A 22411-nucleotide genomic window follows, 5' to 3' on the forward strand; every position below is an offset into this window, starting at 1 on the left:
GATGTGTCTACTTGGTTTGGGGAGACTCGGGTGTTGGAAAGCTGAGTTATCAGTAGGGCGCGGCTAGTCCCGGGAACATGGGAAAGTGCTTCACGTTCTTGGTGAGCGGCACTGTGTGGAGCACGATTGCCGTGGCCGCGATGGCTAGGTCGGCCGAGTCGATGTTGCGATAGGCCGGGAGCCACTCACGGCCGAGTGACCCCGCAGCTTCGGCGATTTGCTCGTCGACGGGATGCCAGGTCAGCGTCGCCAGCAGCGTGCGGGTCGCTGTCTCTTCGCGGGGTCGCATTCCTGCCAAGACTTCGAGCCGCGTTACCTCGCTCGCGTGCAATGGTCCCGCACGACGAGAATTCCGGAGTGCATCAAGTGCCGCCGGCGTTCCCCGGAGCACGTCGATGAGTACCGAGGTGTCGACGACGATCATCGGTGCGCGGCATCGCGAAGGCGGCCGCCACTCCGAAGCGAATCGACGTAGGTTTCCCCGTCGAAATCCCTGTTGGTCCAAGCGCCGAAAGCGGCGTCGAACGCGTTGAGATCCTCGTCGAGGTCTCGGTGGCCGCCGTAGGTCTGCACGACTGCGTCGCGAATGAGTGCCGAGATCGAGAGCCCGGTGCGGGCGGCCTCGGCGTTGAGCAGCCGACGATCCTCATCGGTCAACGAAATCTGCGTGCGCCGCATGATGTAATTATACATCATTGGGCGCAGATCTCCTGTTCTCTCAACGGCATGAAGCAACCGTGATCGACGGTCGTACGCTGGATCGCATGCCGTCGAAGCCCCGCCCGCGTCGCCACGTCCTGGTGATCCGCCACGGGCAGACCGAATGGTCCCTCTCGGACCAGCACACCAGCCGCACCGACATCGACCTCACCGTGCAGGGCGAGGAGGACGCCCGGTCGCTGCGGGGGATTGTCGAGCGGACCGGTTTGGATCAGCCGTATGTCATCGCGTCGCCGCGCCGGCGTGCGCAACGCACCGCGGCACTCGCCGGATTGCGGGTCGACGAGACCAGCGAGTTGTTCACCGAATGGGACTATGGCGCCTACGAAGGGTTGACCCGCAAGCAGATCCAGGCCGACGACGAGCCGGGCTGGGCGATCTGGACACACGGGGCCCGCGGCGGCGAGTCGGTGGCGCAGATGACCGCCCGCGTGGACCGCGCGGTGCGCCACGTCGAGGACTTGCCGGACGCGCGCGACGTCGTCATCGTCTCGCACGGACACTTCTCCCGGGCGTTCATCTGCCGGTTCTTGGGGTGGCCCATCGTTCAGGGCGCGAATATCGATCTGCGACCGGCGGGAACGGCACTGCTGGTGGAGACCGATTCGGATCGACGACTGTGCGAGCTGCACGGTCCGGCGGGACAGCGGGCGTCGTCCACGTCGATCTGATCCAGTAGTCGGCTGTTGCTATCACGTCGACTTCCGATCATATTCCGAATACAATCGAGGCATGGTCAGAACCGCACTCCGAACTACCGCGACCCGTCACTCTTCGGATCTGAGCAAGCGTCCTGCCGAGGTATTTGCGGAGGCTGAGAACCATCCGGTGACGGTGACTCGGCGTGATGGCGAGGCTCTCGTGCTTATGTCGCAGCGCGAGGCGGTGGCACGCGAACGCCTCCTGGAGTTCGCCGCACAGCTCATCGGGGTGGCAGTGGATGACGACGGCCCGCTGGTCAGCCGGATGTCGCGCGCTTTCCCGTGGATGTTTGCGTTGTCGCCGGACGACCGGAACACCTGTGCTCAGGATCTCGTCGACGCGGCGCGCGCATCCTTCTCCACTGACCAGCCACACCTGGCACTCGCTGAGCTCACTTCGTGGCGGGAGACCGCGACCGCTCTCGCCGCCGGTCTGGGTTCGGTGGACATCGAGTGGCTCGCAGCTGATGGCAAGTCCGCAGTCGAGCGCCCGTAACGATGGGGCGTAAGCGCGACGAACTTGTTCCGCGTCCTACGAAGAAGGTCGAGTACGAGATTCGCTTTGCGACTGCCAATGCGCAGAAGGGGTGGCAAGACCTCAAGGCGTCAATCCGCAACCCTCTCGCAGATACCTGGGACTTCCTGACACGGACGCCGCTAGAGAAGACTCCGACCAACTATCCGTTGCGCGGCCAACTTGGTACGGTCACCCGCGACGGCAGGGCATATGAACGCTGGCAGCACAAGCCCACCCAGCAAGGAGGCGCCAGGGTTTGGTTCTACGTCGAAGACCGCATCGTGTACTTAGAGCAGGTGCATACACATCACCCGAATGAGACGAAGTAGGTGCAACCCCAAGGGGCTCTGCACCAGATCTATGGCTGGGCCTCGACGAGAGCGATGATGCGGGTCCAGGGGACTGCCCTGCGGAATGCTGCGCACTCGCTCGACGGGTTGTGACCAGCTGCGTCGATAGCTGCGACTGCCTCGCGGAGCACCATTGGGTCCTCCCCGAGCGCTTCGGCGAGCCACAAGAGTCCGGGCGCACAACGGAAGTGGTTGTAGAACGTTTTGCCGCTCGTCGAAGGATTCTTGCGGGAGTAGGCGCCCGGACCATTGTATTCGCTCAACCAGCCGTCGAGATGTGCCTTCTGCTTGCTATTCGCGTAGCGGCCGCGGGAAGCGGTGCGAGCTTCGTACTCATCGGTGATCGGTTGGCGCTCATCTAGGCTCTGCACGATCTTGCGCAGCGCATCGACGGAGATGTCGCCATCGACGACTGGCTGGGTCTTACGTCGAAACATCGAACACCTTCATCACTTCGTCACGGTAGTCGTTGATGACTTTAGTGCTGACGGGACCGAGTCGAAGGGCGGCTTGATGACCGGATTGTCGATCACCTCCGCAGTCACTCATCCTCGCCTCCCACCATGTAAACCAGGTAGAAACCCATGTATACACGGTGGCCCACGAGACGTTGCGCCAGAACCCTTGATCTGTGGCCACCTCACCCGTCGAACAAGCCCTCGCGCGGGGTCTCGGTGTCGAGGTGCAACGCCTTCGGTTGGAGGCGAAGCTCAGCCAGGAGGAGTTGGCCCAGGCGATCGGGATCAGCAAGAACCACCTGCAACTGCTGGAGAGCGGGCTGAGCGATCGCAAGAAGAAGAGCCCGGCCAACCCGCGTCTGAGCACTCTGGCGGCATTGAGCCGTGAACTGGGCGTCGAGCTCCCGGAACTCCTGCGGCGCGTCGAGTCCGGCCAGGCGGGCTGAGCGACGCCGTCGTGTGCGGCGATCTCGCGGCTACACTCCACACCCATGACCCGACCGGATGCGGCGACGACGCGGGAGCGCTTGCTCGACGTCGCGGATGCGCTATTGGCGGAGAAGGGGATCCGGGCGACGACGATGAGCACCGTCGCCGATCGGGCCGGGGTGTCGCGGGCCTGGCTCTACCGCCTCTTTCCGGACAAGAACGCGCTGCTTGGCGCGGCGCTCATGCGGCTGGTGGAGACGACCTGGGAGCGCGATCACGCCGAACTGGAGGCGATCGACGGGCTGGAGAACCGGCTCGCCGCCGGCGTGCGGATCGGTCGCCGCGCATACGACAACCCGGGGGCGACGCTGATGCGGCTGCGCACCGCGGAGCCGGAGGAGTTCGCGGCGGCGATCGGAGTCGGCGTCGCCGGCATCGTTCCCGACCTCGCGGCCTTCTGGCGCCGGTATCTGCGGGCCGCCGTCGATGACGGCGAGATTCACCCCGGAACCGACCTCGACGAGGCGTCGGAATGGGTCGCCCGCGTCCTGATCAGCCTGGGCAGTGTGTCGGGCAACCAGATCGATCCCGACGACCCCGACGCCGTCCGGCGACATTTCCGCCGCTATGTTCTGCCCGCGCTACGCCAGGCTCCCGCCGACTGATAAATTCAACGCATCAGATCGTTCGAAACTGAGAGGACCAGACGTGGTTGAAGACCTCATCGTCCCAGTCGGCCTGCCGGTGGTGATTTTGGTGTGCGCGTCGGTGATCCTGTGCGTGCTGTCCATGGTGTGGCTGACGTTCTTCGGTGTCACGCGTTACAAGGCGCCGCAGCACTACACGCTGGACCAGCCGTGGGACCACGATCCGATCCTCTTCTCCGCGACCGGGGTGCCCAACATGGCGTTGCCCGCCCACGCGACGGAGTCCGATACCGAAGGCGGTGCCGCTCATGGCAAGTGGTGACCTCGTCGTCTCCGCACCGGTCGGCGACCTGCCGACGGGCACGGTGGTGACCAACAGCGGCCGCATCTCGGCCACCCGTTTCCCCGACGCGGAGGTTCCGGGCTTCCCGTTCACGCCCAAGGAGCTCGAGAAGCTCGACGAGGCGCTGAAGGACTGCTCGGAGAAGGCTCGCGTGCGGTTCTCGGTCTACCTCGGCGATCTCGGCGCCGACCCGGTCGCCAGCGCCCGCGAGATCCTTCTCAAGGCCCCGGAACCGGCGCACGGCACCCTCATCGCGGTGTCGCCGAATTCGCAGGACATCGCCGTCGTCTCCGGTAGCGAGGTCGCCGGCCGCGTCAATGACCGCGTCGCCGCCCTCGGTGTGACCGCAGCCGCCGGATCGTTCCGACGCGGCGACCTGATCGACGGCCTGGTCTCGGCGCTGCGCGTGATGACCACGGCGGCCGTCGCGCCGTAAGAACGGCACCGTAACCGACGACAAAGGCCGGGTGGACGAGGAATCGTCCACCCGGCCTTTTGCGTGTCGAGTTGGGTCTCGATGTGCCTTGTCGGCTAGCGCGGTCTCGATACACCGACTCGGCTAGCGCCTCGCCGGCACTCGACCACCCGTCTGCGGTACTCGACCACCGTCTTAACGGCAATCGATGACCGGCGCGCTAGACGTCGCCGTTGGCGTGCAGGCGCTGGTATTCGTAGATGCCGCTGGCGATTCCGACGGGCACGCCGACGACGGCGCCACCGATGATGACACCGAGGCCGCCGACGGCGCCCGCTCCGAGGACGCAACCGAGAACGGCGGCAACCGGCGAGACGGGGAACACGGGCAGCGTCGCCAGCCCGCCCGTCACGGCCCCGACGGGGCAACCGATAACCGCACCGCTGACTCCGCCGACGAAGGCACCCACGGCGGTGGCGAAGCCGAAGTTGGTCGCGACGTTGTTGATCGAACTCTGGATGTCGTCATTCTTCTGCGCCTGGGTCTTCGGCTTACCGGACTTCTCCGGCTCGTCGACGGGGTGCCAATTCGACGAGGTGGGGCTCAGGGTCGCGGGGGCCGGCGTGGTGCGGCCCTGGGCGTCGAGCGGGGTGACTCCCGTTGTCTGCGGATTGCCGAAGAGTGGATGGCCGTTGGCATCGGAGATCGCCGCCTGACCCGGGGCGGTGCGCAGGGTTCCCCACGGCGTGGTGATCTGCGCGCGACCGTCCTTCGAATCCCCGGTATAGGTCACGCCGGGGATGATGGTGGTGCTGATCATCAGCGGATTGACGGGCTGCGGATGGGGATGGTGCGCGGGAGTGGCGGCATTCGCCGACGCCGTGGCTCCGCTTACCGCAGCCCCAACGAGGACTGTCGCAGCAATTCCCTTGGTCATAATGTGACGCATGATTCATTTCTCCCTTTAGTGTGATCCCGGCAATTCTGGCAATGGCCTGATAACGACAGTGGAATCGACTAAAGGTGTATCAAGCCCATTGGCCAATAACAAATGCATAACACTGCACGTCATTGCCGATTGGGAGCAATGTCGGAATTGCGAAATATAGTCCGACGCGAATTAAGGGGCTGTTGGACAATCGTTCATCCAACAGCCCCTTAACCGGCATTACGCCATTAACTCACAGCGCGCCCTTCGACTGCAGATACTGGATCTGCTGGACGGTGCTCACGATGCCGACCGGGGTGGCGACGGCCGCGCCGCCCAGGATGGCGCCGGTGGTGCCGAAGGTGCCCAGGCCGACCGCGCAGCCCAGCACGGCGCCCGCCAGCGGGATCGGCACGGCGACCTGCATGGCCACTGCGCCGATCGGGCAACCGATCACGCCGCCGACGACGCCGCCGACCATGGCTCCCACGCCGTAGGCGAGACCGAAGTTGGTCGCCACCTTGCTGACCGATGCCTCCCGAAGGGCGATCTTGTCCGCCTCGCTCAGCGGCTTATTCGACGTGGAGTCGTCGACCTGGTTGCGGACAGCTCCCAGCTGGGGTGACCCCAGAGCCGTGGAGGTAGCCGAGACGGGCGCCCCCTTGGCCTCGGGGAGGGCCTTGATCGTCGGGTCGCCAGCGACGGTGCGCCCGCCGTTGTCGGCGAGCGAGAAGCGCCCCTGCGCCGTACGGACGACGCCCCACGGCGTCCGCAGCTCGGCGGCACCGGCCTTGGAGTCGCCGGTGTAGGTGACGCCGGGGGCGATTCCGGCGACGATCCGGTACGGGTCGACCGGGGCCTGCTTGCTGTAGACCGGGTGGGCCGGCTTCGGGTGGACCGGTGCCGCGTTGGCCATACCGGTGCCGAGTGCGAGGGCGCCGCCCGTCAACGCGGTCGCCGCGATGCCTTTTGCCAAGGTGTTCATCATCTGTGTCACTCACTTTCGCTGATCCGGCCAATGGCGTCGGAATACGGTGAAATCGGGCTGAATGTTTGATGGGCGTGGCGCCGTTGCCACCAAACCCGACTGTGCGGCCATGTAGCGCCTACCTGGGGTGGTAGGCCCTGGTCAGGGCCGTCGCGAATAGGTTTATCAATCCGTGATCACCAAGGCAAATAAGGGAATCCTTGGATCAATCCGGCGCCCGGAATATCAATTGTTCCGGCAATGTAAACAAACGTTTCATCGACTGCCGAAGTGCGAGAATCGGTAACAACGGCGTCATTGGTGGGGCGATGAGAAACATGGATTCAACATTTTCGGCGAGTGGCCATCGCGTGAATCCGCGTAAATAAGTGACACACCTCACATTCGGTTTACCCGATGTGTGAGGTGTGTCCGGTTTCGACGGGCTGCTGGCTCAGTGTCGCGACGGGTCGGCTGCCGCGCCGTCGGACCCGACGATTTCGCCCTCGATCGCCTGTGCCGGATCGAAGGGCAGTTGCCCGCTCAGCACCTGCTCGGCGCGGGATCGGTCGATGGTCTGTGTCCACGTCCCGACGAGTAGGGTGCCGACGGCGTTGCCGGAGAAGTTCGTCAGCGCCCGGGCCTCGGACATGAATCTGTCGACGCCGACGACGATGGCGACGCCGTCGAGCAGATCCGGCCGGTGTACCTGCAGTCCGCCGGCTAGCGTGGCCAAGCCCGCTCCGGTGACCCCCGCCGCGCCCTTCGAGGCGATCATCATGAACAGCAGCAGGCTGATCTGTTGACCGAAGCTCATGGGGTGACCGGTGGCGTCGGCGATGAACAGCGACGCCATCGTCAGATAGATCGCCGTCCCGTCGAGGTTGAACGAGTAACCGGTGGGGACGACGATGCCCACCGTTGACGTGTTGACGCCCAGGTGCTCCATCTTCGCGATGAGCGAGGGGAGTGCGGGTTCCGACGACGAGGTCGCGAAGATCAGCAGGTATTCGCGGGCCAGGTACCGGATGAGACGGAACACCGACAGTCCGGTGACCAGTCGCAGCAGCAGCCCGAGAACCACGACGACGAACAGGATGCAGGTCGCGTAGAAGGCGAGTACGAAGACGAAGAGTTCGCGCACCGCGGACCAGCCCGTCTGGGCGACGACGCCGGCGATCGCGCCGAACGCGCCGATGGGGGCGGTCCACAACACCATGTAGAGTACCTTGAACACGAGTTTCTGGAAGGTGCCGACGGCCCGCAGGATCGGCTCCCCGTCCGATCCCAGCGCCTGGATCGCGAAGCCGACGAGAAGGGCGACGAATAGTGCCTGCAGGATCTGACCCGACGTGAGAGCCGAAAGCAGGGTGTCGGGAATGATCCCCTGCAGGAAGTCGATCGTCCCGCCCGACTCGTGGGCCTTGTTGGCGAGTTCGGCACCCTTGCTCGCGTCGGGGTGCAGGTTGAGCCCGGTTCCCGGCTTGAGGACGTTCCCGACGATCAAGCCGATGCCCAGCGCGACCGTGGACATGATCAGGAAGTACACGAACGCCAGGCCGCCGACCCGGCCCACCGTCGCCGCCTTGCGCACCGATCCGATGCCGATCACGATCGTGCAGAAGATGACCGGAGCGATCATCATCTTGATCAAGCTGACGAACATGGTGCCGAGGAAGGCGACATCCTTCCCGAAACCGGGCGCCGCCAGGCCGACGATGACGCCCGCGATCACCCCGAGTATCACCAGGATGTAGAGCCAATGCGTGCGGTCGCGCTTGCGCTTGGACGGCAGGGGATCGAGATGCTCGACGTCGGTGGCCACGGGTCTCCTCGAAGGCTCGGTCAAGAGGCGGCTAAGCCCCGGTGCGGTCGAACTGCTGGGCCCGCAAGGCCCGGGCGACACTGTCACGACCCTCGAGGACCAGTCGCCGCAGCGCGGGCGGGTGGTCGGCGCCGAGGAAGGCGTCCGCCTTGGCGAGCCCATCGTCGCTGATGTCCCAGCCAGGGTAGAGGCCGATGACGACCGTTTGGGCCACTTCGCTCGAACGTCGCGCCCAGACGTCGGCGACGGTCGCGAAATACTTCTCGGCATACGGCGCGAGCAGTGCGCCCTGACCTGGTCGGACGAAACCTTCGGTGATCGACCGGACGGTGATGTTGGCCAACGAGTCGTCGCCCATCGCGGCCTCCCACGCGGCAGCCTTGGCTTCGACGGTTGGTCGCGCGGCCTTCGCCGCCTCGGCGTTGCGGTTGCCTGCGGCGGTCGGATCGCGCTGCAGTTCGGCGTCGATCTCGGCGACGTCGACGACGCCGGCCGCGGCGAGGGCCTTCACGATGCGCCACCGCAGATCGGTGTCGACCGACAGTCCGGCGAGTCCGTGCGACGCGGGGTCGTCCCCGTCGAGCAGACCGCGCAGAACCGCGTGCTGGTCGTCGAAAGTGACGCCGGTGAGCAGGGTGTTGACGAAGGCGAGTTGGTGGTCGGAACCCGCCTCGGCGCCGCGGGCCAGCTCCAGCAGACGTGCGGCGAAGGCGGGCCACCCCGTCGACGCCGCCCACTGCGGGTCGGCGTAGGAGTCCAGTGCGGTCGTCGCCTGCAGCAGGACGCGCTGGACGACGCCGATCTCGGTTTCCGCGGCGATCCCGCGCGACACCAGGTCGACGAAGCCGCGCGCGGTCATCTCCGCCTGCCGGGTCATCTCCCAGGCGGCCGACCAGATCAGGGTGCGGGGCATCGGGTCGGCGATGTCGGCGATCCGCTCCGTGGCCACCATCAGCGACGCCGGGTCGAGGCGGACCGAGGCGTAGGTGAGGTCGTCGTCGTTGAGCAGCACGAGTTCGCCCGCCGCGGTGCCGACGAGGTCGGGGACGTCGGTCCGCTCGCCGTCGACGTCGAGCTCGACGACGCTGGTGCGCACCAGCTTGCCGTCGTCGTCGGTGGCGTAGACGCCCACTTTCATCCGGTGCACACGCGTCTCACCGGCGCCCGGCGCGGCGCCCTCCTGGACGATCGTGAAGCGGGTGAAGGTCTTGTCCCCGCCGATCTCGAAATCGGGGCGCATGACGTTGATGCCGGTGGTCTTGAGCCACTGCGCGCCCCAATCGGACAGATCGCGTCCCGACGAGCGCTCCAGCGCGGCCAGCAGGTCGTCGAAGGTGGCGTTGCCGAACTTGTGGGCCGCGAAGTAGTCGCGCAGCCCGGCCAGGAAGGGTTCGAGGCCGACGTAGGCCACCAGCTGCTTGAGCACCGAGGCGCCCTTGGCGTAGGTGATGCCGTCGAAGTTGACCTCGACGGCGGCGATGTCGGGGATGTCGGCGGCGACCGGGTGCGTCGAGGGCAGCTGGTCTTGGCGGTAGGCCCACGACTTCTCGACGTTGGCGAAAGTGGTCCAGGCGTTCTTGTACTGCGTCGCATCCGCCTGGCACAGCACGGAGGCGAAGGTGGCGAAGGACTCGTTGAGCCACAGATCGTCCCACCAGCGCATGGTCACCAGATCGCCGAACCACATGTGCGCCATTTCGTGCAGCACCGTCTCGGCGCGGCGCTCGTAGAGGTAGTTGGTGACCCGCGAGCGGAAGACGTAGTCCTCCAGGAAGGTCACCGCGCCCGCGTTCTCCATCGCGCCGGCGTTGAACTCGGGCACGAAGAGCTGGTCGTACTTGCCGAAGGCGTAGGGGACGCCGAAGTTGCGGTGGTAGAAGTCGAAGCCCTGCTTGGTCTCGGTGAACAGGCGGTCGGCGTCCATGTGCTCGGCGAGTGACGCGCGGCAGAACAGTCGCAGGTCGATGGTGCCGTGCTCGTCGGAGTAGGCGTCGGCCCAATGCGAATACGGTCCGGCGATCAGGGCGACGAGGTAGGTGCTGAGCAGGGGAGTGGTCGCGAAGACATGCGTCGCGCTGCCGTCGTCGTCGGCGGTCGTCGAAGCGGTGGCGCCGTTGGACACGACCTGCCAATCGGCCGGTGCTTTCACGGTGACGTCGAAGACGGCTTTGACGTCGGGCTGGTCGAAGCAGGCGAACATCCGCTTGGCGTCGGCGGTCTCGAACTGCGAGTACAGGTACACCGCGCCGTCGGTCGGGTCGACGAAGCGGTGCAGGCCCTCACCGGTGTTCGAGTACGCACAATCGGCGACGACGACGAGCTCGTTGTGCTCGGCCAAACCGCTCAGCGCGAGGCCGACCTCTTCGTCGTAACCGTCGACGGGGAGCGCCGCTCCGTTGAGTGTCGCGGAGATCAGTTGCGGGGCAACGAGATCGACGAAGGTCTCCGATCCGGGGCGTGCGCCGAAGGTGATCGTCGTCGTCGATCGGAAGGTCGTCTCGCCGGGCTTGCCGTTGCCGTCGGTCAGGTCCAGATCGATCCGGTAGGCCACGTCGGTCAGGACGTCTCGGCGGGCAGCTGCTTGGTCGCGCGTCAGGTTCGGCTCAGTCACGAGCTACAGCGTAACGACGTCGGTGCCTGCGCATGGGTTTCGGCCTGTGGATAACTCGCGGAGCAGGGACTCGGCCGGCCCGAGCATCATTACGGTTCACGTACCGGTGGTCGATGCCGTCCGTCGGAGTCGGCAAGCATGGGTAAATGCAGTGCATTTAATGCGAGAGCTAGGTACGTTGCGATCGGGTGAATCGAGATTCACCCGATCGCGCGGCAGCACGGAATCACCGATGCCGAGATTCGTTGCGTGGTCGAGTATCCGTTTCTCGTCGTCGGGGACTTCGAGGCACAGGTCGCCACCGACGCGTCGCTGTTTGTGGGGCGCGCCGACGAGAACGAACCACTCGTGGAGGTGCTGGGTGAGCTCGATGACGACGGCGAGACGATCGTGGTGTTTCACGCCATGTACCTCACGACTGGAACTGTGCGAACGGCAGGGATAGGGAGCTTCGTCGGTCCCGGCGACCTGGCCGGGAAGCAGCGAAAGTGATGAAATGGAACTCAAGGCGGCAGTGGAGGCAAAGCAATGGCCCGACGATCCGATGACGAGTATCAAGCCATGTCGGACGCGTTTCAAGCAGGGGAGTGGCGTCCGGTGGGTGAACCCGTCGTGGGTCCGGGAGCATTCGTGAAGCTCAAGGAAGGGCGGCCCGCGGGGCGTCGTGAGGCTGGTGGAAACACGCCTACGACTTCGGTCCGTCTACCCCAGGACATCCGCGACGCGCTGGACGCGCAGGCGGCCGAGGAACGCGTCAAACCCGCCGAGATCATTCGTCGCGCCCTCGTCGAATACCTCGAACGGCACGTGGAGGCCTCGTAGGCTCGCGTCCGCCCGCGGTGGAGTACAACGTAACCATGACCAATCGTGTTGATTTCTGGTTCGACCCGTTGTGCCCGTGGTGCTGGATCACCTCCCGCTGGATCTTGGAGGCGGAGAAGGTGCGGCCCATCGACGTCAACTTCCACATCATGAGCCTGGCCGTGCTCAACGAGGGTCGCGACATCCCCGACTCCTACCGCGAGCTGCTCAAGGATGCCTGGAAGCCGGTGCGGGTGCTGGCCGCCGCCGCTGCCCAACGCGGTGACGAGGTGCTTGCGCCGCTCTACGCGGCGATGGGCACCCGCATCCACAACGAGGGCGACAAGGACTTCGACTCGGTGATCCGCGGCGCCCTCGCCGACGTCGGCCTGCCCGCGGAACTCGCGCAGGCCGCCGATTCGACCGACTTCGACGAGGCGATCCGCACCAGTCACCACGAGGGCATGGACAAGGTCGGCGACGACGTCGGTACTCCGACCATTCACGTCAACGGCACCGCGTTCTTCGGTCCCGTGCTTTCGCGGATCCCGCGCGGCGAGGACGCCGGCACCCTGTGGGACGGGGTCGTCGCCGTCGCGTCGAATCCGCACTTCTTCGAACTCAAGCGCACGCGCACCGAAGAGCCGCAGTTCGACTGAGAGGGCCGAGCACTCGGCTCGGCGCGTCGGCTACGGGCGCGTCTGCGAGATCATCCCGTTGGGCAGATAGCCCTCGGGGACGGCCGCGGGGTGCGCCGGCTGGGGGATGAGGGTCATCGCGTTGCCCGAGCCGGCGTCGCGCTTGGCCTCGACCGGTCGGAACAGGATGGCGCCGGCACGGGTGCGGTCGCGCAGCGCCGCGGCCCGCCAGGTCAGCACGGGGTGGGTCGAGAGCGCGTTGATCAGCCAGACGAAGAAGCCGCGTTCCTGGGTGGCGCGGTCGGCGAACTGATCGAAGTCGACTGCGGAGAGCAGGTACTTGCCCGACGAGAGAGCGCCGATCACACCGGGTGAGCCGTCTGGTCGCGTGTAGTAGCCGTAGTTGTCGGCGGTGTACTCCTGCGCACGCGAGAGGGTGGTGCCGATGATCGGGATCGACATCCCGATGCTCGACGCCAGTTGGCGCCAATAGGAGACGTGACCGGCGGCGATATGGCCCACCTCGTGGCCGATGACGAAGCGCAGCGCCTCGGGACTTCGGGCCTGTCCGCCGACTTCGAACAGGTCGCTGGTGACGACGACGAAGCGGCGGTAGCCGTGGCCCGACGCGAAGGCGTTCATCGTCCCGTTGCCGTTGATCAGATAGGCGTCGGGAACGTATTCCAGCCCGTAGCGGGCCGCCGCGTCGACGACCATCTGGTACACCTCGGGGAACTGCGTCGGCGTCAACTGGACGCCGTTGACGCGGGGCTTCGCGTAGTTCATGCCACGACCGACGGCGTAGATGATCGGCAACAGCAGGACGGTGAGGAGTTTCGCGCTCACGCTGGTCGTCGCGACGGCGACCATGAAGCCCCCGTAGACCAGCACCGTGATGGCGATGACGGCCACTAGCATCGGGATCTCCCACGGATGCCGCTGCGGGCTGCCGGCGAAGCGGGCCGGAGGCAGCCAATGCGCGTCGGGCGGTAGCTGCAGCGGCTCCGGGGCCGGTCCGGCGGGGATCCCCGGGACCGAAGGGATCGGTGAAGTCATGCCGGGGGTCGTTTCTGGTTGCGCCACGACTCCAAACTATAGTGGCGCCATGCGCGTCTACCTGGGGGCCGACCATGCCGGCTTCGAATTGAAGAACCGAATCGCCGAGCACCTGCGGTCCGCCGGCCACGAAGTGGTCGACTGCGGCGCGCACGAGTACGACGCGCTCGACGACTATCCGGCGTTCTGCATCGACGCCGCGACGAAGACCGTCGCCGACCCGGGCAGCCTGGGCATCGTCCTCGGCGGCAGCGGCAACGGCGAGCAGATCGCCGCGAACAAGGTGCCCGGTGCGCGCTGCGCCCTGGCGTGGAGCACCGAAACCGCCGAACTGGCCCGCCAGCACAACAACGCGCAGCTCATCGGTATCGGCGGCCGCATGCACACCGAGGAAGAGGCGCTGGCCATCGTCGACGCCTTCTTGGCGGCGAAGTGGTCGGAGGAGCCGCGGCACCAGCGTCGCATCGACATCCTCGCCGAGTACGAGCGCACCGGCATCGCCCCCGCCGTGCCCGGTGCCTGAGGGACATACCCTTCACCGACTCGCCCGACGTCAGCAACGACTGTTCGGCGGGCATCCGGTCGCGCTGAGCAGCCCGCAGGGGCGTTTCGCCGACGAGGCGGCCGCCCTGGACGGCTGGACCTTTCACCGCGCGCAGGCGTGGGGCAAGCACCTCGTCCAGGAATACCGATCGCCGGATTCGACGCCGCGCGCGGGAGCACGGCAGCTGGTCCACATCCATCTGGGTATCTACGGCGCCTTCCGCGACCTGCCGGTTCCGCCCGGGCCGCCCGTCGGACAGGTGCGGCTGCGGATCGTCGGGCCCGATGCTGCCGTCGACCTGCGCGGTCCCAACGCGTGTGAGCTGTACACGCCCGCGGACCTCGACGATCTGATCGCCCGCCTCGGGCCCGATCCGCTGCGTGCCGACGCCGACCCGAGTCGCGCGAAAGCGGCGATCCAGCGCTCCAAACGACCCGTCGGCGCGTTGTTGATGGATCAGAAGGTCATCGCCGGCGTCGGCAACGTCTACCGCGCCGAGGTGTTGTACCGCGCGGGTATCAACCCGTACCGTCCCGGGACATCGATCTCCGACGAGGAGTTCGACGCACTCTGGACCGACCTGCTGCTCCTCATGCCGGTGGGCGTGCGCCGGGGCCAGATGCATGTGATGCGCCCCGACGACGATCACGGCGCCCCGTCGTACCGGCCCGACCGTCCGCGCACCTATGTCTATCGCCGCGCCGGTGAACCGTGCCGGATCTGCGGCACCCCCGTCGCCCATGCGGTCATGGAGGGCCGGAACCTGTTCTGGTGCCCGACGTGTCAGCCGTAGCGACCTAGCCCGCAGCGGCGTCGGCGATCACGCGGCCTTCGGTGGCTGTCCCCAACAGTAACGTTCGCCATCGGCGATGGCGCAGGTGAACGTGACGCCCGCCGCCACCTGGGTGACTCTGGAAAGCCCCGGGACCTGCGTGGGAACGTAGTATTCGCCAGCCGGCAGACCGAGTCGGCCGGTCTTGAGCACGTCGTTGCCCCAGCAGTAGGCGAGACCGTGGGCGGCAGCGCAGAAGTAGTCGTCGCCGCCCGAGACCGATGTGGGGTCGGTCAGGACGTCGACCCGGGTCGGGCTGAAGGGGCCGACGTCGTTTTGGCCGTTGCCGACCATTCCGTAGAGGCCCTGTCCCCAGCAGTAGACCGAGGTCTTGGTAACGGCGCACCAGGTCTTGCCGAACCCGGTAGCGGCCAGAGCGACGACCCCCGACGGCCCGGCGATGGTGGCCGCGTACGCGGGGAAATCGGACGGCTTCTCGATCGGGGCACCGGTAGCCGTCTGTGCCTGACAGGTGACGTTGGCCGGTCCGGTGGAGATGACGCAGGTCGACATGAGCGTGGTCAGGACTGCTGTCGAGGGCGGAAAGATATTCATCGCCGTGGCGCGATCCGAACCGGGTTTGCTCTTGTCGAATGGCGGGATGAGGGCGCCGGTGGCTCCCCAGCACTTCACGGTGCCATCGGCGACGACGGCGCACGCCCGGTAGGGCGAGGTGCTGATGCTGATGGCGTCGGTGACGGGGCCTTCGGTGTCCTTCTTGTCGTCGGAGACGTTGAGCGGGCCGGTGCCCCAGCAGGAGACCTTGCGCTTCGGCCCGCCGATCGCGCAGGAATAGTCGCTACCCACCGAGATGTCCGAGACATTGCTGTCGCTCTTCTGCCCCGCGACGAGGTGCTGGGTGGTTGGCCCGTTCTGCTTTCCGGTGCCCAGCTGATAGCGGGAGTCGTCGGTTCCCCAGCAATAGACCTTTCCGGCAGCAATGCCGCAGGCGGTGATGCCTTTCGCGTTGAGCCCGTAGTTCGCCGCGGTGGAGATCGAGGTCCACGAACCCTTTTGCACCCCGGGCGGATTGGGGATGTGCCAGGCCTCGTTCTGGATCGGGTGGTGGTCGCGGGTCGCGACAATTCCGCCGACCGTCCCGCCTGCGGCCAGCAGGATGGCGACGACGGCGGCAATGAGGTACTTCTTCCGCTTCCGCTTCGGCTTGACGGTCACGAATGTCGGGCTGGTGACACCACCGGGGAACGGGCCGTTGATGGCGGTGCCGGGGTAGGGGGTGTGCGCGGCGGGGGTGGGGAACAGGTTGGGCTGCGGCGGCCTGCTCACGGCGGGCGGTATCGGCGTGGTCATCGCCCCGGGGATCAGCGTCTGCTGAGACGGGGTGGAGATTGCGGCACCGAGCGCCGTAGCGAAGTCGGTGCAGGTGGGGTAGCGCTCGGCGGGGTTCTTGGCGAGTGCTCGGGTGAGAACGTGATCGGCCGCGGCGAGGTCGGGCCGGTGGCGCGAGATGGCGGGCGGCGGCGCGGTGGTGTGCGCGGCGAGGAGTTCACCGGTCGACCCGGTGTACGGCGTGTGGCCGGTCAGAGCCTGGAAGGCGGTGACGGCCAGCGAATACTGGTCCGAGGCGGGCGAGGCCGGTTCACCGCGGATGATCTCCGGCGCCATGTAGGGCGGGGAGCCCAAGGGAGCGAACGGCTGGGTGAGGTTCACCGGGTTGGTCGCGGTGTCCTTGACGATGCCGAAGTCGACGAGGATGGCACGGTCGAGATGGCCGGACGGGGCGCGGGTGAGAATGATGTTCGCCGGCTTCACGTCGCGGTGGATCACGCTGCGCGCGTGGGCATAGTCCAGTGCGGCAGCGACTTGGCTGATGGTCTGGGCGACCGTCGGGGCCGGCAACTGGCCGGCGGTCGCGGCCAGATCCTCGCCGGCCAGATAGTCCATCGTGTACCAGGGCACACCGTCGGTCACGCCGAACTCGTGGATGGTGACGATGCCGGGATGATGCAGATTGGCCGCGGCGCGGGCCTCGCGTCGGAAGCGTTCGTCGGCGTTGTCCATGCCGGTCTGGGCCCGGACCGTCTTCAGCGCCTCCTCGCGCTCCAAGCGCGGATGCGAGACGCGGTACACCGTGCCCATCCCGCCGGTCCCGAGGACATCGATGATCCGATAGCCCGCGAACACCTCGCCCGGTTCGAACGCCATCAGTACTGCCCCCGTAGGTCTGCCTTGTGCTGCGATGTGCGCACCTAGGAAAGGATACGAGGCGATGCCGACATCAGACCAATCAGTAGGGTTGCGGGCTCAGTCGCAGAAAGCGGCCAGAACCCGACGAACAGCGCGCTCGTCGGCCAATTCGGCTCGGGCGTCGGAGTTTGCCCGGTAGAACTCGAGGAAATCCAGCAGACGGTAGGTGCCGACGGCGAGGAGGTCGGCCGGGCAGATGACCGGCCCCGATTCCGTCCCGAACTTCACCGGCGCGAAGCGGTGACAGGGAACGAAGTCGATGCCGCGCGTCGCGAGGTGGATACCGGCGTTTCGGCCGTCGGCGACGGCCTCCACGTCGGTGATCTCGTCCCACGAGAGTTGCTGGGAGACGAGGAACCGGCGAGAGGTGACTGTCGTCGGCGAACACCTCACCTCGGGGAACCGTGCCCAGCCGAACAGGAACCAGGTTCCAACAACCACGTACCAGACGGCCAACGCCGCTCCGACTACGGGAAAGCCGAGCCGTTGCGACTCGGACGGCATGGGAAACGACAGGCGGCCGGTCCAGGTGCCGAGTGCGAATGTGGCACCGGCGATGACGGTGCAGACAATCGCAACGACGGTCAAGAGCCGCACTGCCGTCGACTGTCTGAAGACGATGCCGTCGTTGGTCACCCGGATCGACCTCGGATCGGGACGGTACTCGGGACGACGATGGCGGTGCACCTCACCGATGGGGAACCAGGCAGCGAGCCAGGCGATGGCCCCAGGGAGGTAGAAGAGCGCATACAGCCACCGCCCGTCGAGCACTGCCCGGCTACCGTGCCACAGCCAAAACGCAGCGAAGAACCACATCAAAACGTAGAGCATCCATAGGCGCGCGGTATTGGAGAGCTGGTCCCACGCACTGGTCAATTGATGCGGCCCATATCGTCGGCGATGGTGGCGCTGAGTTCGGTGAGCGCCTCGCGCGCCGCACGGCTGACCTGATCGAGGTCGACGATGGACCCCTCGGCAAGATGCTCGTCGTACGGGAGTTCGTGCACGGCCCGGCATTTGGTGAGGAAGTGCTGTGCGAGCTGGTCGGCGTCGATCCGCGACGAGCCGGCGCGCGAACTGCTGATCACCAGCACCGCGTTGGACACGAGGTGGCCGTATCCGTGGGCCTGGAGCCAGTCGAGGGTCGCGTCGGCACTGCGCGCGCCGTCGAGCGCGGGGGAGGTGACCAGGATGATCGAGTGGGCCAGGTCGAGGACCCCGCGCATCGCCGAGTGGCTCAGGCCGGTCCCGCAGTCGGTCAGAATGATGTTGTAGTAGCGCTGCAGAATCGCCATCACCTGGCGGTACTCGTCCTCGCTGAACGATTCGGCCTGAGCGGGATCGCGCTCGGAGGCGAGCACTTCGAGCCGGTTGGGTGCCTGCGACGTGTGGGCGCGGACGTCGGAGTAGCGCTGGATCGTCGTGTCGGCGATCAGGTCGCGGACGGTCGAGTTCGTCTGCAACGGGACGCGCTGTGCCAGCGTGCCGAGGTCGGGATTGGCGTCGACGGCGATCACGCGGTCGCCGCGCAGCGTGGCGAAGGTGGCGCCCAGGCCGATGGTCGTCGTCGTCTTGCCCACGCCGCCCTTCAACGAGAGGACGGCGATGCGGTAGTCGCCGCGAATCGGCTGGTTGACGCGGGCGAGCAGCTGTTCGTGGATGCTGGTCTGCCCGACGCCGCGTCGACCGAAACCGGGCAGTCCCCGCCACCTCTGTCGCATGCTCGTGCGCGTCATCGACGCCAGATTGTCGACGCCCGGAACCTGCGGACGAAGGGCCGGCGGGCGGTGCTGCACGGGTGGCGGACCGGGTGCGTACTGCCCCGGAGGCATCTGCTGCGGCATCGGCGGCATCGGTGGCCGCGGCATCGGGGGAGCAGGTTGGACGTACTGCTGCGGCGGCGGTACCGCTTGACGGACCGGGGGTGGCGGCGGCACGGACGGGGTGACCTGCGGTGCCGAGGGTGATGCCTGCGGGGTGATCGAGGCCGACGGCACCACCGCGTCGTCATTCGGTTGGTCGTCGCCGAGGGGCACCCAGCTCGGCAGGGCGGCAGACGATTCCGCCGCGGCCTGCTGTTCGTCGGCCATGAGTCCTCCCAGGTGGATACCTCCGCGACACCCGGGGAGTGCCGCTAACGCGGTGAACGCTACCAGTGGTCAGGTCGGTGCGGCCCGTTCAGTGCGGGTACGATGATCGGCGCTGTTTCCGAAACTTTCTGGGGGCTACGTTTTTCATGGCTGACGAGTACGCCGACGATGCTTTTGTGGACCCGCCCTGGCTGCAGTCGGGTGGGGGTACCCCCACTACCGCGCCACCCCCTCCGCCGCCCGTGCCGATGCTCGAACTGGACGGCGCAGTGCTCGGTGAGAACTCCCACGTCGGCCCCCTTGAGTCGGCCGAAGCCGACGAGGATCGAGCGGTAGTCCCGGCCCAACAGCGCCCGCCGGAGCCGGCCGCGCCGCAGCCGATCGTCCCTGGGCCGCCGGCGCCGGGACCGGTGCCGCAGGGATCGCCGCAGCCCGGGCCGCTGCAGGAGGCGCCGCCGAACGCGCCGGTACAGCAGATGCCGCCGCAGGGCTTCCAGCCCGCTCCCGGATTGCCGCCGCAGGGGCCGATGCCGCAAGGCGGCCCGATGCAGCAGATGCCGATGGCTGGCATGCCGATGCCGCAGGGCCCGATCCCGATGCCTCCGCAGGGCCCGGGATACTCCGAGCAGATGCCGCCGCAGGCCTACTACGGCCAACAGGTTCCGATGGCCGCGGTGCCGCCGCAGGTGGCGCACGCCATGCAGCAGCAGGGTCCGCAGTCGCACCTGGGCCTACACGAGCCGCAGCAGCGGAAACTCGCCCAGCAGGGATGGCGCAAAGCCGTCAACGCGGCGTCCGGCGGCTTGATCAAGCTCGGCGAGAGCAAGAGCCAGCAGCAGGTCAACGCCTTGGTGCAACGCGTTCGCGCACCGATCAGCGGGCAGTTCAACCTGGCCGTGCTCTCCCTCAAGGGCGGTGTCGGCAAGACGACGACGACCGTCGGCATCGGCTCGGCCTTCGCGTCCCTGCGTGGTGACCGCGTGATCGCCGTCGACGCCAATCCCGACTTGGGCACCTTGGCCAGCCGCATCCCGCGCCAGACCAATTCGACGGTGCGCACGCTGCTCAGTGCCGAGCGGACCGAGACCTATTCGGACATCCGGATGCACACGTCGCAGGCGGTGTCGCGCCTGGAGGTGCTCGCATCGGAGCGCGATCCGGTGATCTCGGAATCGTTCAGCGAGGACGAGTACCGCAAGGTCATCGACATCTTGCAGCGGCACTACAACATCATTCTCACCGACTGCGGTACCGGACTCATGCACTCGGCGATGGGCGGCGTGCTGGATGTCGCGGACTCGCTCATCATCATCAGCTCACCGGCGATCGACGGGGCCGAGAGCGCGACGGCGACGCTGGACTGGCTCAGTCTGCACGGCTACCAGCACCTGGTGCGCCAGGCCGTCGTCGTCATCTCCGCGTCGAAGCCCGGCGGTGCGCTGGTGGACCTGGACATGCTGACCCAGCACTTCCTGGGCAAGGTCCGCGCGGTGCAGATCATTCCCTACGACGAGCATCTCGCCGTCGGCAGTCACATCGACCTGGATTCGCTGAACTCGCGTACGCGCACGGCATTCCTGGAGCTGGCCGCCACGGTCGCCGATTCCTTCGGACAGCCGGCCGCGCAGAACACGTGGGGCCAGATGCCCGCCCACGCTATGCAGCAGGGCGGCTACGGGATGCCGCAGGGGGGTCCTGAGCAGCAGCCCATGCCGCAACCGGGCATCGACAGCCAGATGACGCTGCCGCCCATGCCGCCGCAGCAGCCGTAGCCCGCGCGGTGTCAGCTCTCGAGCGGTATCAGCTCACGGGCTTGCGCCAGCCGCAGTAGGTGGTGAAGGGTGCGCCCCTGCTGCGGATCCAGTTGTTGGCTCCGGGGACGGAAGCACAGTCGTCGGTGTGGTCGCCGGGGATGATCGTGATGACCCGGAACGCGTATCCCGCGCAGTCCGGCGAGGGCAGCAGCCACTTGGTGGAGTCGTCGTAGCAGTGACCGACGAGCATGTTGGCGTCGGCGCAGTAGACGCGCTCGTCGGAGAGAGCGAACTTGCCGTCCTCTTTCCCGCATTCCGCTTTGGTCTTGACGACGTTGATGACGCGGTAGGTGGCGTTGGGGGAGTCGCACGGGGCCTTCACCGCGTCGTCGGGCAGGCCCGACGCGCAGTCGCCGACGGCGAACGCCGGGATGGTCGACCCGTCGCCGCGGAAGAAGATCAGGGCGACCGCCGCGATGGCGCCGACCACCAGGACGACGGCGCCGACGCAGAGTCCGATGATGAGTCCCTTGCGTGACTTGCGCGGCCCCGCGGGCGGCGAAGGCGGCGCGCCCGGAAACCCGGGGGGAGGACCGGTCGGGGCACCGCCCGGGAATCCGGGCGGAGGGGTGCTCGGAGGTCCGAAGGGCGGCCCGGATGGCCCGCTCGGCGGGCCGAACGGGGGTCCGGAAGGTCCTGGCGTCACGGGGGGTTGGTTCACGGTGCGTCAGCCTAACCTATGCTGGTCCGCGTGACCGGTGGGTAACGCCGGATATGCCAGATCAGGGTGGGGAGGATATGGACGCGGAGAACGAGACGCCGCCACCGCAGGAGTGGATGGTGCCGACGGTGGGGCGGGCCGCGACGCGGTCGGGATCGATCGTCGTCGAGACCACCGAACAGGGACTGCCGCGGGCGATCACCATCGAGGCGTCGGAGATGGATCAGCCGGCTGCCGTGTTGGCGAAACGAATCGTCGGGCTGTGCCGGCAGGCCGCGTTGACCGCCGGGTTGCGCCGTCGGGAGCAGTTGGTGGCGGCCGGCGTCGACTCCGCGACGCTCTCCTACATGGGTCTGCCGACCGCCGACGACGTGCGGGCCGCCGAGGACGAGTCCGACGACGAGCCGCCAGAGACGTGGTTGAGGCGGGTATGAACGAGAAGAATGCGACGCCGCCGCCGTGGCCGGTGAACGAGAACGGGTTTCCCGCGGCGGTACCGCTGCCGGATTCGCCGCCACTGCCGCCGGAGCGCGCCATCACTTTCGACGATTTGCAGCAGGCCGCGACCGCTGCGCTGGATCGCATCCAGACCGCCGCGGAAGAGATGGGTGCCATCAGCATCCGGGAGTCGTCCGAAGACGGCTATGTGACCGTCGACGTGAACGGCAAGGGTGAGCTGACCGGGTTGTGGCTCGACGACGCCGCGATGGAGCAGACGGGCGCCGAGTTGGGTGCCCAGATCGTCGCTACCGCGTCTGCGGCCGTTGCGAAGGCTTTCGGTCAGGTCGGTGACGTCATCACCGCGTTCAACGAGAAGTCGGCAGAGATCGCCGGGCCGTCGTCGCCCGAGCAGTAG

At 66.9% G+C, this 22411-nt stretch carries 27 protein-coding genes; 15 read left to right on the forward strand and 12 right to left on the reverse strand.

What is annotated here, in order from left to right; all coding sequences use genetic code 11:
• Window positions 1-49 precede the first annotated feature (49 nt).
• Together HUN08_RS06855 and HUN08_RS06860 are read right to left on the reverse strand one after the other, a co-directional pair.
• Window positions 50-424 carry a type II toxin-antitoxin system VapC family toxin gene (locus tag HUN08_RS06855; protein WP_124247515.1) on the reverse strand — a complete coding sequence of 125 codons (375 nt, stop codon included), beginning with the start codon at window positions 422-424 and terminating at the stop codon, window positions 50-52.
• Window positions 421-678 (reverse strand): ribbon-helix-helix protein, CopG family, encoded by a 258-nt coding sequence (locus HUN08_RS06860; RefSeq protein WP_165353415.1) that lies wholly within the window; start codon window positions 676-678, stop codon window positions 421-423. Before HUN08_RS06860 ends, HUN08_RS06855 begins: the two co-directional genes overlap by 4 nt.
• Window positions 679-764: 86 nt before the next feature.
• Here HUN08_RS06860 and HUN08_RS06865 point away from each other — a divergent pair, with 86 nt between their 5' ends.
• The 3 genes from HUN08_RS06865 to HUN08_RS06875 all read left to right on the forward strand — a co-directional run bounded on the left by HUN08_RS06865 (window position 765) and on the right by HUN08_RS06875 (window position 2267).
• On the forward strand, window positions 765-1391 hold the full coding sequence (locus HUN08_RS06865; RefSeq protein WP_124247513.1) for a histidine phosphatase family protein: 627 nt from the start codon (window positions 765-767) through the stop codon (window positions 1389-1391).
• A gap of 61 nt (window positions 1392-1452) precedes the next feature.
• The gene (locus HUN08_RS06870; RefSeq protein WP_124247512.1) at window positions 1453-1917 is read left to right on the forward strand and encodes a type II toxin-antitoxin system Phd/YefM family antitoxin; all 465 of its coding nucleotides are present in this window, start codon (window positions 1453-1455) and stop codon (window positions 1915-1917) included.
• A gap of 2 nt (window positions 1918-1919) precedes the next feature.
• The gene (locus HUN08_RS06875) at window positions 1920-2267 is read left to right on the forward strand and encodes a hypothetical protein (RefSeq protein WP_124247511.1); all 348 of its coding nucleotides are present in this window, start codon (window positions 1920-1922) and stop codon (window positions 2265-2267) included.
• A 29-nt stretch (window positions 2268-2296) separates the two neighbouring features.
• Here HUN08_RS06875 and HUN08_RS06880 read toward each other — a convergent pair whose 3' ends face one another.
• Window positions 2297-2725: a hypothetical protein gene (locus HUN08_RS06880; protein ID WP_124247510.1), complete on the reverse strand. Its 429-nt coding sequence runs from the start codon at window positions 2723-2725 to the stop codon at window positions 2297-2299.
• A gap of 194 nt (window positions 2726-2919) precedes the next feature.
• On the opposite strand from HUN08_RS06880, the gene HUN08_RS06885 reads away from it, so the two are divergent.
• Genes HUN08_RS06885 through HUN08_RS06900 form a run of 4 tightly spaced genes read left to right on the forward strand, consistent with a single transcriptional unit; the run spans window position 2920 to window position 4601 of the window.
• Window positions 2920-3192, forward strand: a complete 273-nt coding sequence (locus HUN08_RS06885) for a helix-turn-helix domain-containing protein (protein WP_124247509.1) — start codon at window positions 2920-2922, stop codon at window positions 3190-3192.
• A gap of 45 nt (window positions 3193-3237) precedes the next feature.
• A complete protein-coding gene (locus HUN08_RS06890) occupies window positions 3238-3840 on the forward strand; it encodes a TetR/AcrR family transcriptional regulator (protein WP_124247508.1) in 603 nt (200 codons plus the stop codon).
• A 43-nt stretch (window positions 3841-3883) separates the two neighbouring features.
• A complete protein-coding gene (locus HUN08_RS06895) occupies window positions 3884-4144 on the forward strand; it encodes a hypothetical protein (RefSeq protein WP_124247507.1) in 261 nt (86 codons plus the stop codon).
• Window positions 4131-4601, forward strand: a complete 471-nt coding sequence (locus HUN08_RS06900) for a DUF5130 family protein (protein ID WP_124247506.1) — start codon at window positions 4131-4133, stop codon at window positions 4599-4601. The genes HUN08_RS06895 and HUN08_RS06900 overlap by 14 nt, the downstream gene beginning before the upstream one ends.
• Before the next feature lie 199 nt (window positions 4602-4800).
• On the opposite strand, the gene HUN08_RS06905 is transcribed toward HUN08_RS06900, so the two are convergent.
• From HUN08_RS06905 to pepN, 4 genes are all read right to left on the reverse strand, one after another.
• Window positions 4801-5400 (reverse strand): hypothetical protein, encoded by a 600-nt coding sequence (locus HUN08_RS06905; RefSeq protein WP_301546936.1) that lies wholly within the window; start codon window positions 5398-5400, stop codon window positions 4801-4803.
• A gap of 361 nt (window positions 5401-5761) precedes the next feature.
• Window positions 5762-6484, reverse strand: coding sequence for a hypothetical protein (locus HUN08_RS06910; protein ID WP_124247504.1), 723 nt, complete (start codon window positions 6482-6484; stop codon window positions 5762-5764).
• 445 nt (window positions 6485-6929) lie between these two features.
• Window positions 6930-8300 carry a cation:dicarboxylase symporter family transporter gene (locus HUN08_RS06915; protein ID WP_124247503.1) on the reverse strand — a complete coding sequence of 457 codons (1371 nt, stop codon included), beginning with the start codon at window positions 8298-8300 and terminating at the stop codon, window positions 6930-6932.
• A 31-nt stretch (window positions 8301-8331) separates the two neighbouring features.
• Window positions 8332-10911 carry an aminopeptidase N gene (gene pepN / locus HUN08_RS06920; protein ID WP_124247502.1) on the reverse strand — a complete coding sequence of 860 codons (2580 nt, stop codon included), beginning with the start codon at window positions 10909-10911 and terminating at the stop codon, window positions 8332-8334.
• Window positions 10912-11160: 249 nt separating this feature from the next.
• Here pepN and HUN08_RS06925 point away from each other — a divergent pair, with 249 nt between their 5' ends.
• From HUN08_RS06925 to HUN08_RS06935, 3 genes are all read left to right on the forward strand, one after another.
• On the forward strand, window positions 11161-11403 hold the full coding sequence (locus HUN08_RS06925; RefSeq protein WP_124247501.1) for a hypothetical protein: 243 nt from the start codon (window positions 11161-11163) through the stop codon (window positions 11401-11403).
• Between the two features lie 69 nt (window positions 11404-11472).
• Window positions 11473-11733: a CopG family transcriptional regulator gene (locus HUN08_RS06930; protein WP_165353414.1), complete on the forward strand. Its 261-nt coding sequence runs from the start codon at window positions 11473-11475 to the stop codon at window positions 11731-11733.
• 35 nt (window positions 11734-11768) lie between these two features.
• Window positions 11769-12371 carry a DsbA family protein gene (locus tag HUN08_RS06935; RefSeq protein WP_124247499.1) on the forward strand — a complete coding sequence of 201 codons (603 nt, stop codon included), beginning with the start codon at window positions 11769-11771 and terminating at the stop codon, window positions 12369-12371.
• 30 nt (window positions 12372-12401) lie between these two features.
• Here the strand turns inward: HUN08_RS06935 and HUN08_RS06940 are convergent, their stop codons facing one another.
• The gene (locus HUN08_RS06940) at window positions 12402-13406 is read right to left on the reverse strand and encodes a M48 family metallopeptidase (RefSeq protein ID WP_124247498.1); all 1005 of its coding nucleotides are present in this window, start codon (window positions 13404-13406) and stop codon (window positions 12402-12404) included.
• Between the two features lie 49 nt (window positions 13407-13455).
• Here HUN08_RS06940 and HUN08_RS06945 point away from each other — a divergent pair, with 49 nt between their 5' ends.
• Together HUN08_RS06945 and HUN08_RS06950 are read left to right on the forward strand one after the other, a co-directional pair.
• Complete coding sequence (locus HUN08_RS06945; RefSeq protein WP_124247497.1) at window positions 13456-13929, forward strand: ribose-5-phosphate isomerase; 474 nt, start codon at window positions 13456-13458, stop codon at window positions 13927-13929.
• Entirely contained in the window at window positions 13922-14743 is an 822-nt protein-coding gene (locus HUN08_RS06950) for an Fpg/Nei family DNA glycosylase (protein ID WP_124247496.1), read from the forward strand. Before HUN08_RS06945 ends, HUN08_RS06950 begins: the two co-directional genes overlap by 8 nt.
• Window positions 14744-14770: 27 nt before the next feature.
• Here the strand turns inward: HUN08_RS06950 and HUN08_RS06955 are convergent, their stop codons facing one another.
• The 3 genes from HUN08_RS06955 to HUN08_RS06965 all read right to left on the reverse strand — a co-directional run bounded on the left by HUN08_RS06955 (window position 14771) and on the right by HUN08_RS06965 (window position 19080).
• Window positions 14771-16948 (reverse strand): protein kinase, encoded by a 2178-nt coding sequence (locus HUN08_RS06955; RefSeq protein WP_124247495.1) that lies wholly within the window; start codon window positions 16946-16948, stop codon window positions 14771-14773.
• 99 nt (window positions 16949-17047) lie between these two features.
• The gene (locus tag HUN08_RS06960; protein ID WP_124247494.1) at window positions 17048-17806 is read right to left on the reverse strand and encodes a hypothetical protein; all 759 of its coding nucleotides are present in this window, start codon (window positions 17804-17806) and stop codon (window positions 17048-17050) included.
• Between the two features lie 56 nt (window positions 17807-17862).
• The gene (locus HUN08_RS06965) at window positions 17863-19080 is read right to left on the reverse strand and encodes a MinD/ParA family protein (protein WP_174900891.1); all 1218 of its coding nucleotides are present in this window, start codon (window positions 19078-19080) and stop codon (window positions 17863-17865) included.
• Window positions 19081-19226: 146 nt separating this feature from the next.
• Between HUN08_RS06965 and HUN08_RS06970 the strand changes: the two genes are divergently transcribed.
• Window positions 19227-20852 (forward strand): MinD/ParA family protein, encoded by a 1626-nt coding sequence (locus tag HUN08_RS06970; RefSeq protein WP_124247493.1) that lies wholly within the window; start codon window positions 19227-19229, stop codon window positions 20850-20852.
• 28 nt (window positions 20853-20880) lie between these two features.
• On the opposite strand, the gene HUN08_RS06975 is transcribed toward HUN08_RS06970, so the two are convergent.
• Complete coding sequence (locus HUN08_RS06975) at window positions 20881-21555, reverse strand: hypothetical protein (RefSeq protein ID WP_165353413.1); 675 nt, start codon at window positions 21553-21555, stop codon at window positions 20881-20883.
• A gap of 77 nt (window positions 21556-21632) precedes the next feature.
• Here HUN08_RS06975 and HUN08_RS06980 point away from each other — a divergent pair, with 77 nt between their 5' ends.
• Entirely contained in the window at window positions 21633-21989 is a 357-nt protein-coding gene (locus tag HUN08_RS06980; protein ID WP_124247491.1) for a hypothetical protein, read from the forward strand.
• A complete protein-coding gene (locus HUN08_RS06985) occupies window positions 21986-22411 on the forward strand; it encodes a YbaB/EbfC family nucleoid-associated protein (RefSeq protein ID WP_124247490.1) in 426 nt (141 codons plus the stop codon). The genes HUN08_RS06980 and HUN08_RS06985 overlap by 4 nt, the downstream gene beginning before the upstream one ends.

The organism is Gordonia sp. X0973 (genome assembly GCF_013348785.1).
In the GTDB taxonomy this organism is placed as follows: domain Bacteria; phylum Actinomycetota; class Actinomycetes; order Mycobacteriales; family Mycobacteriaceae; genus Gordonia.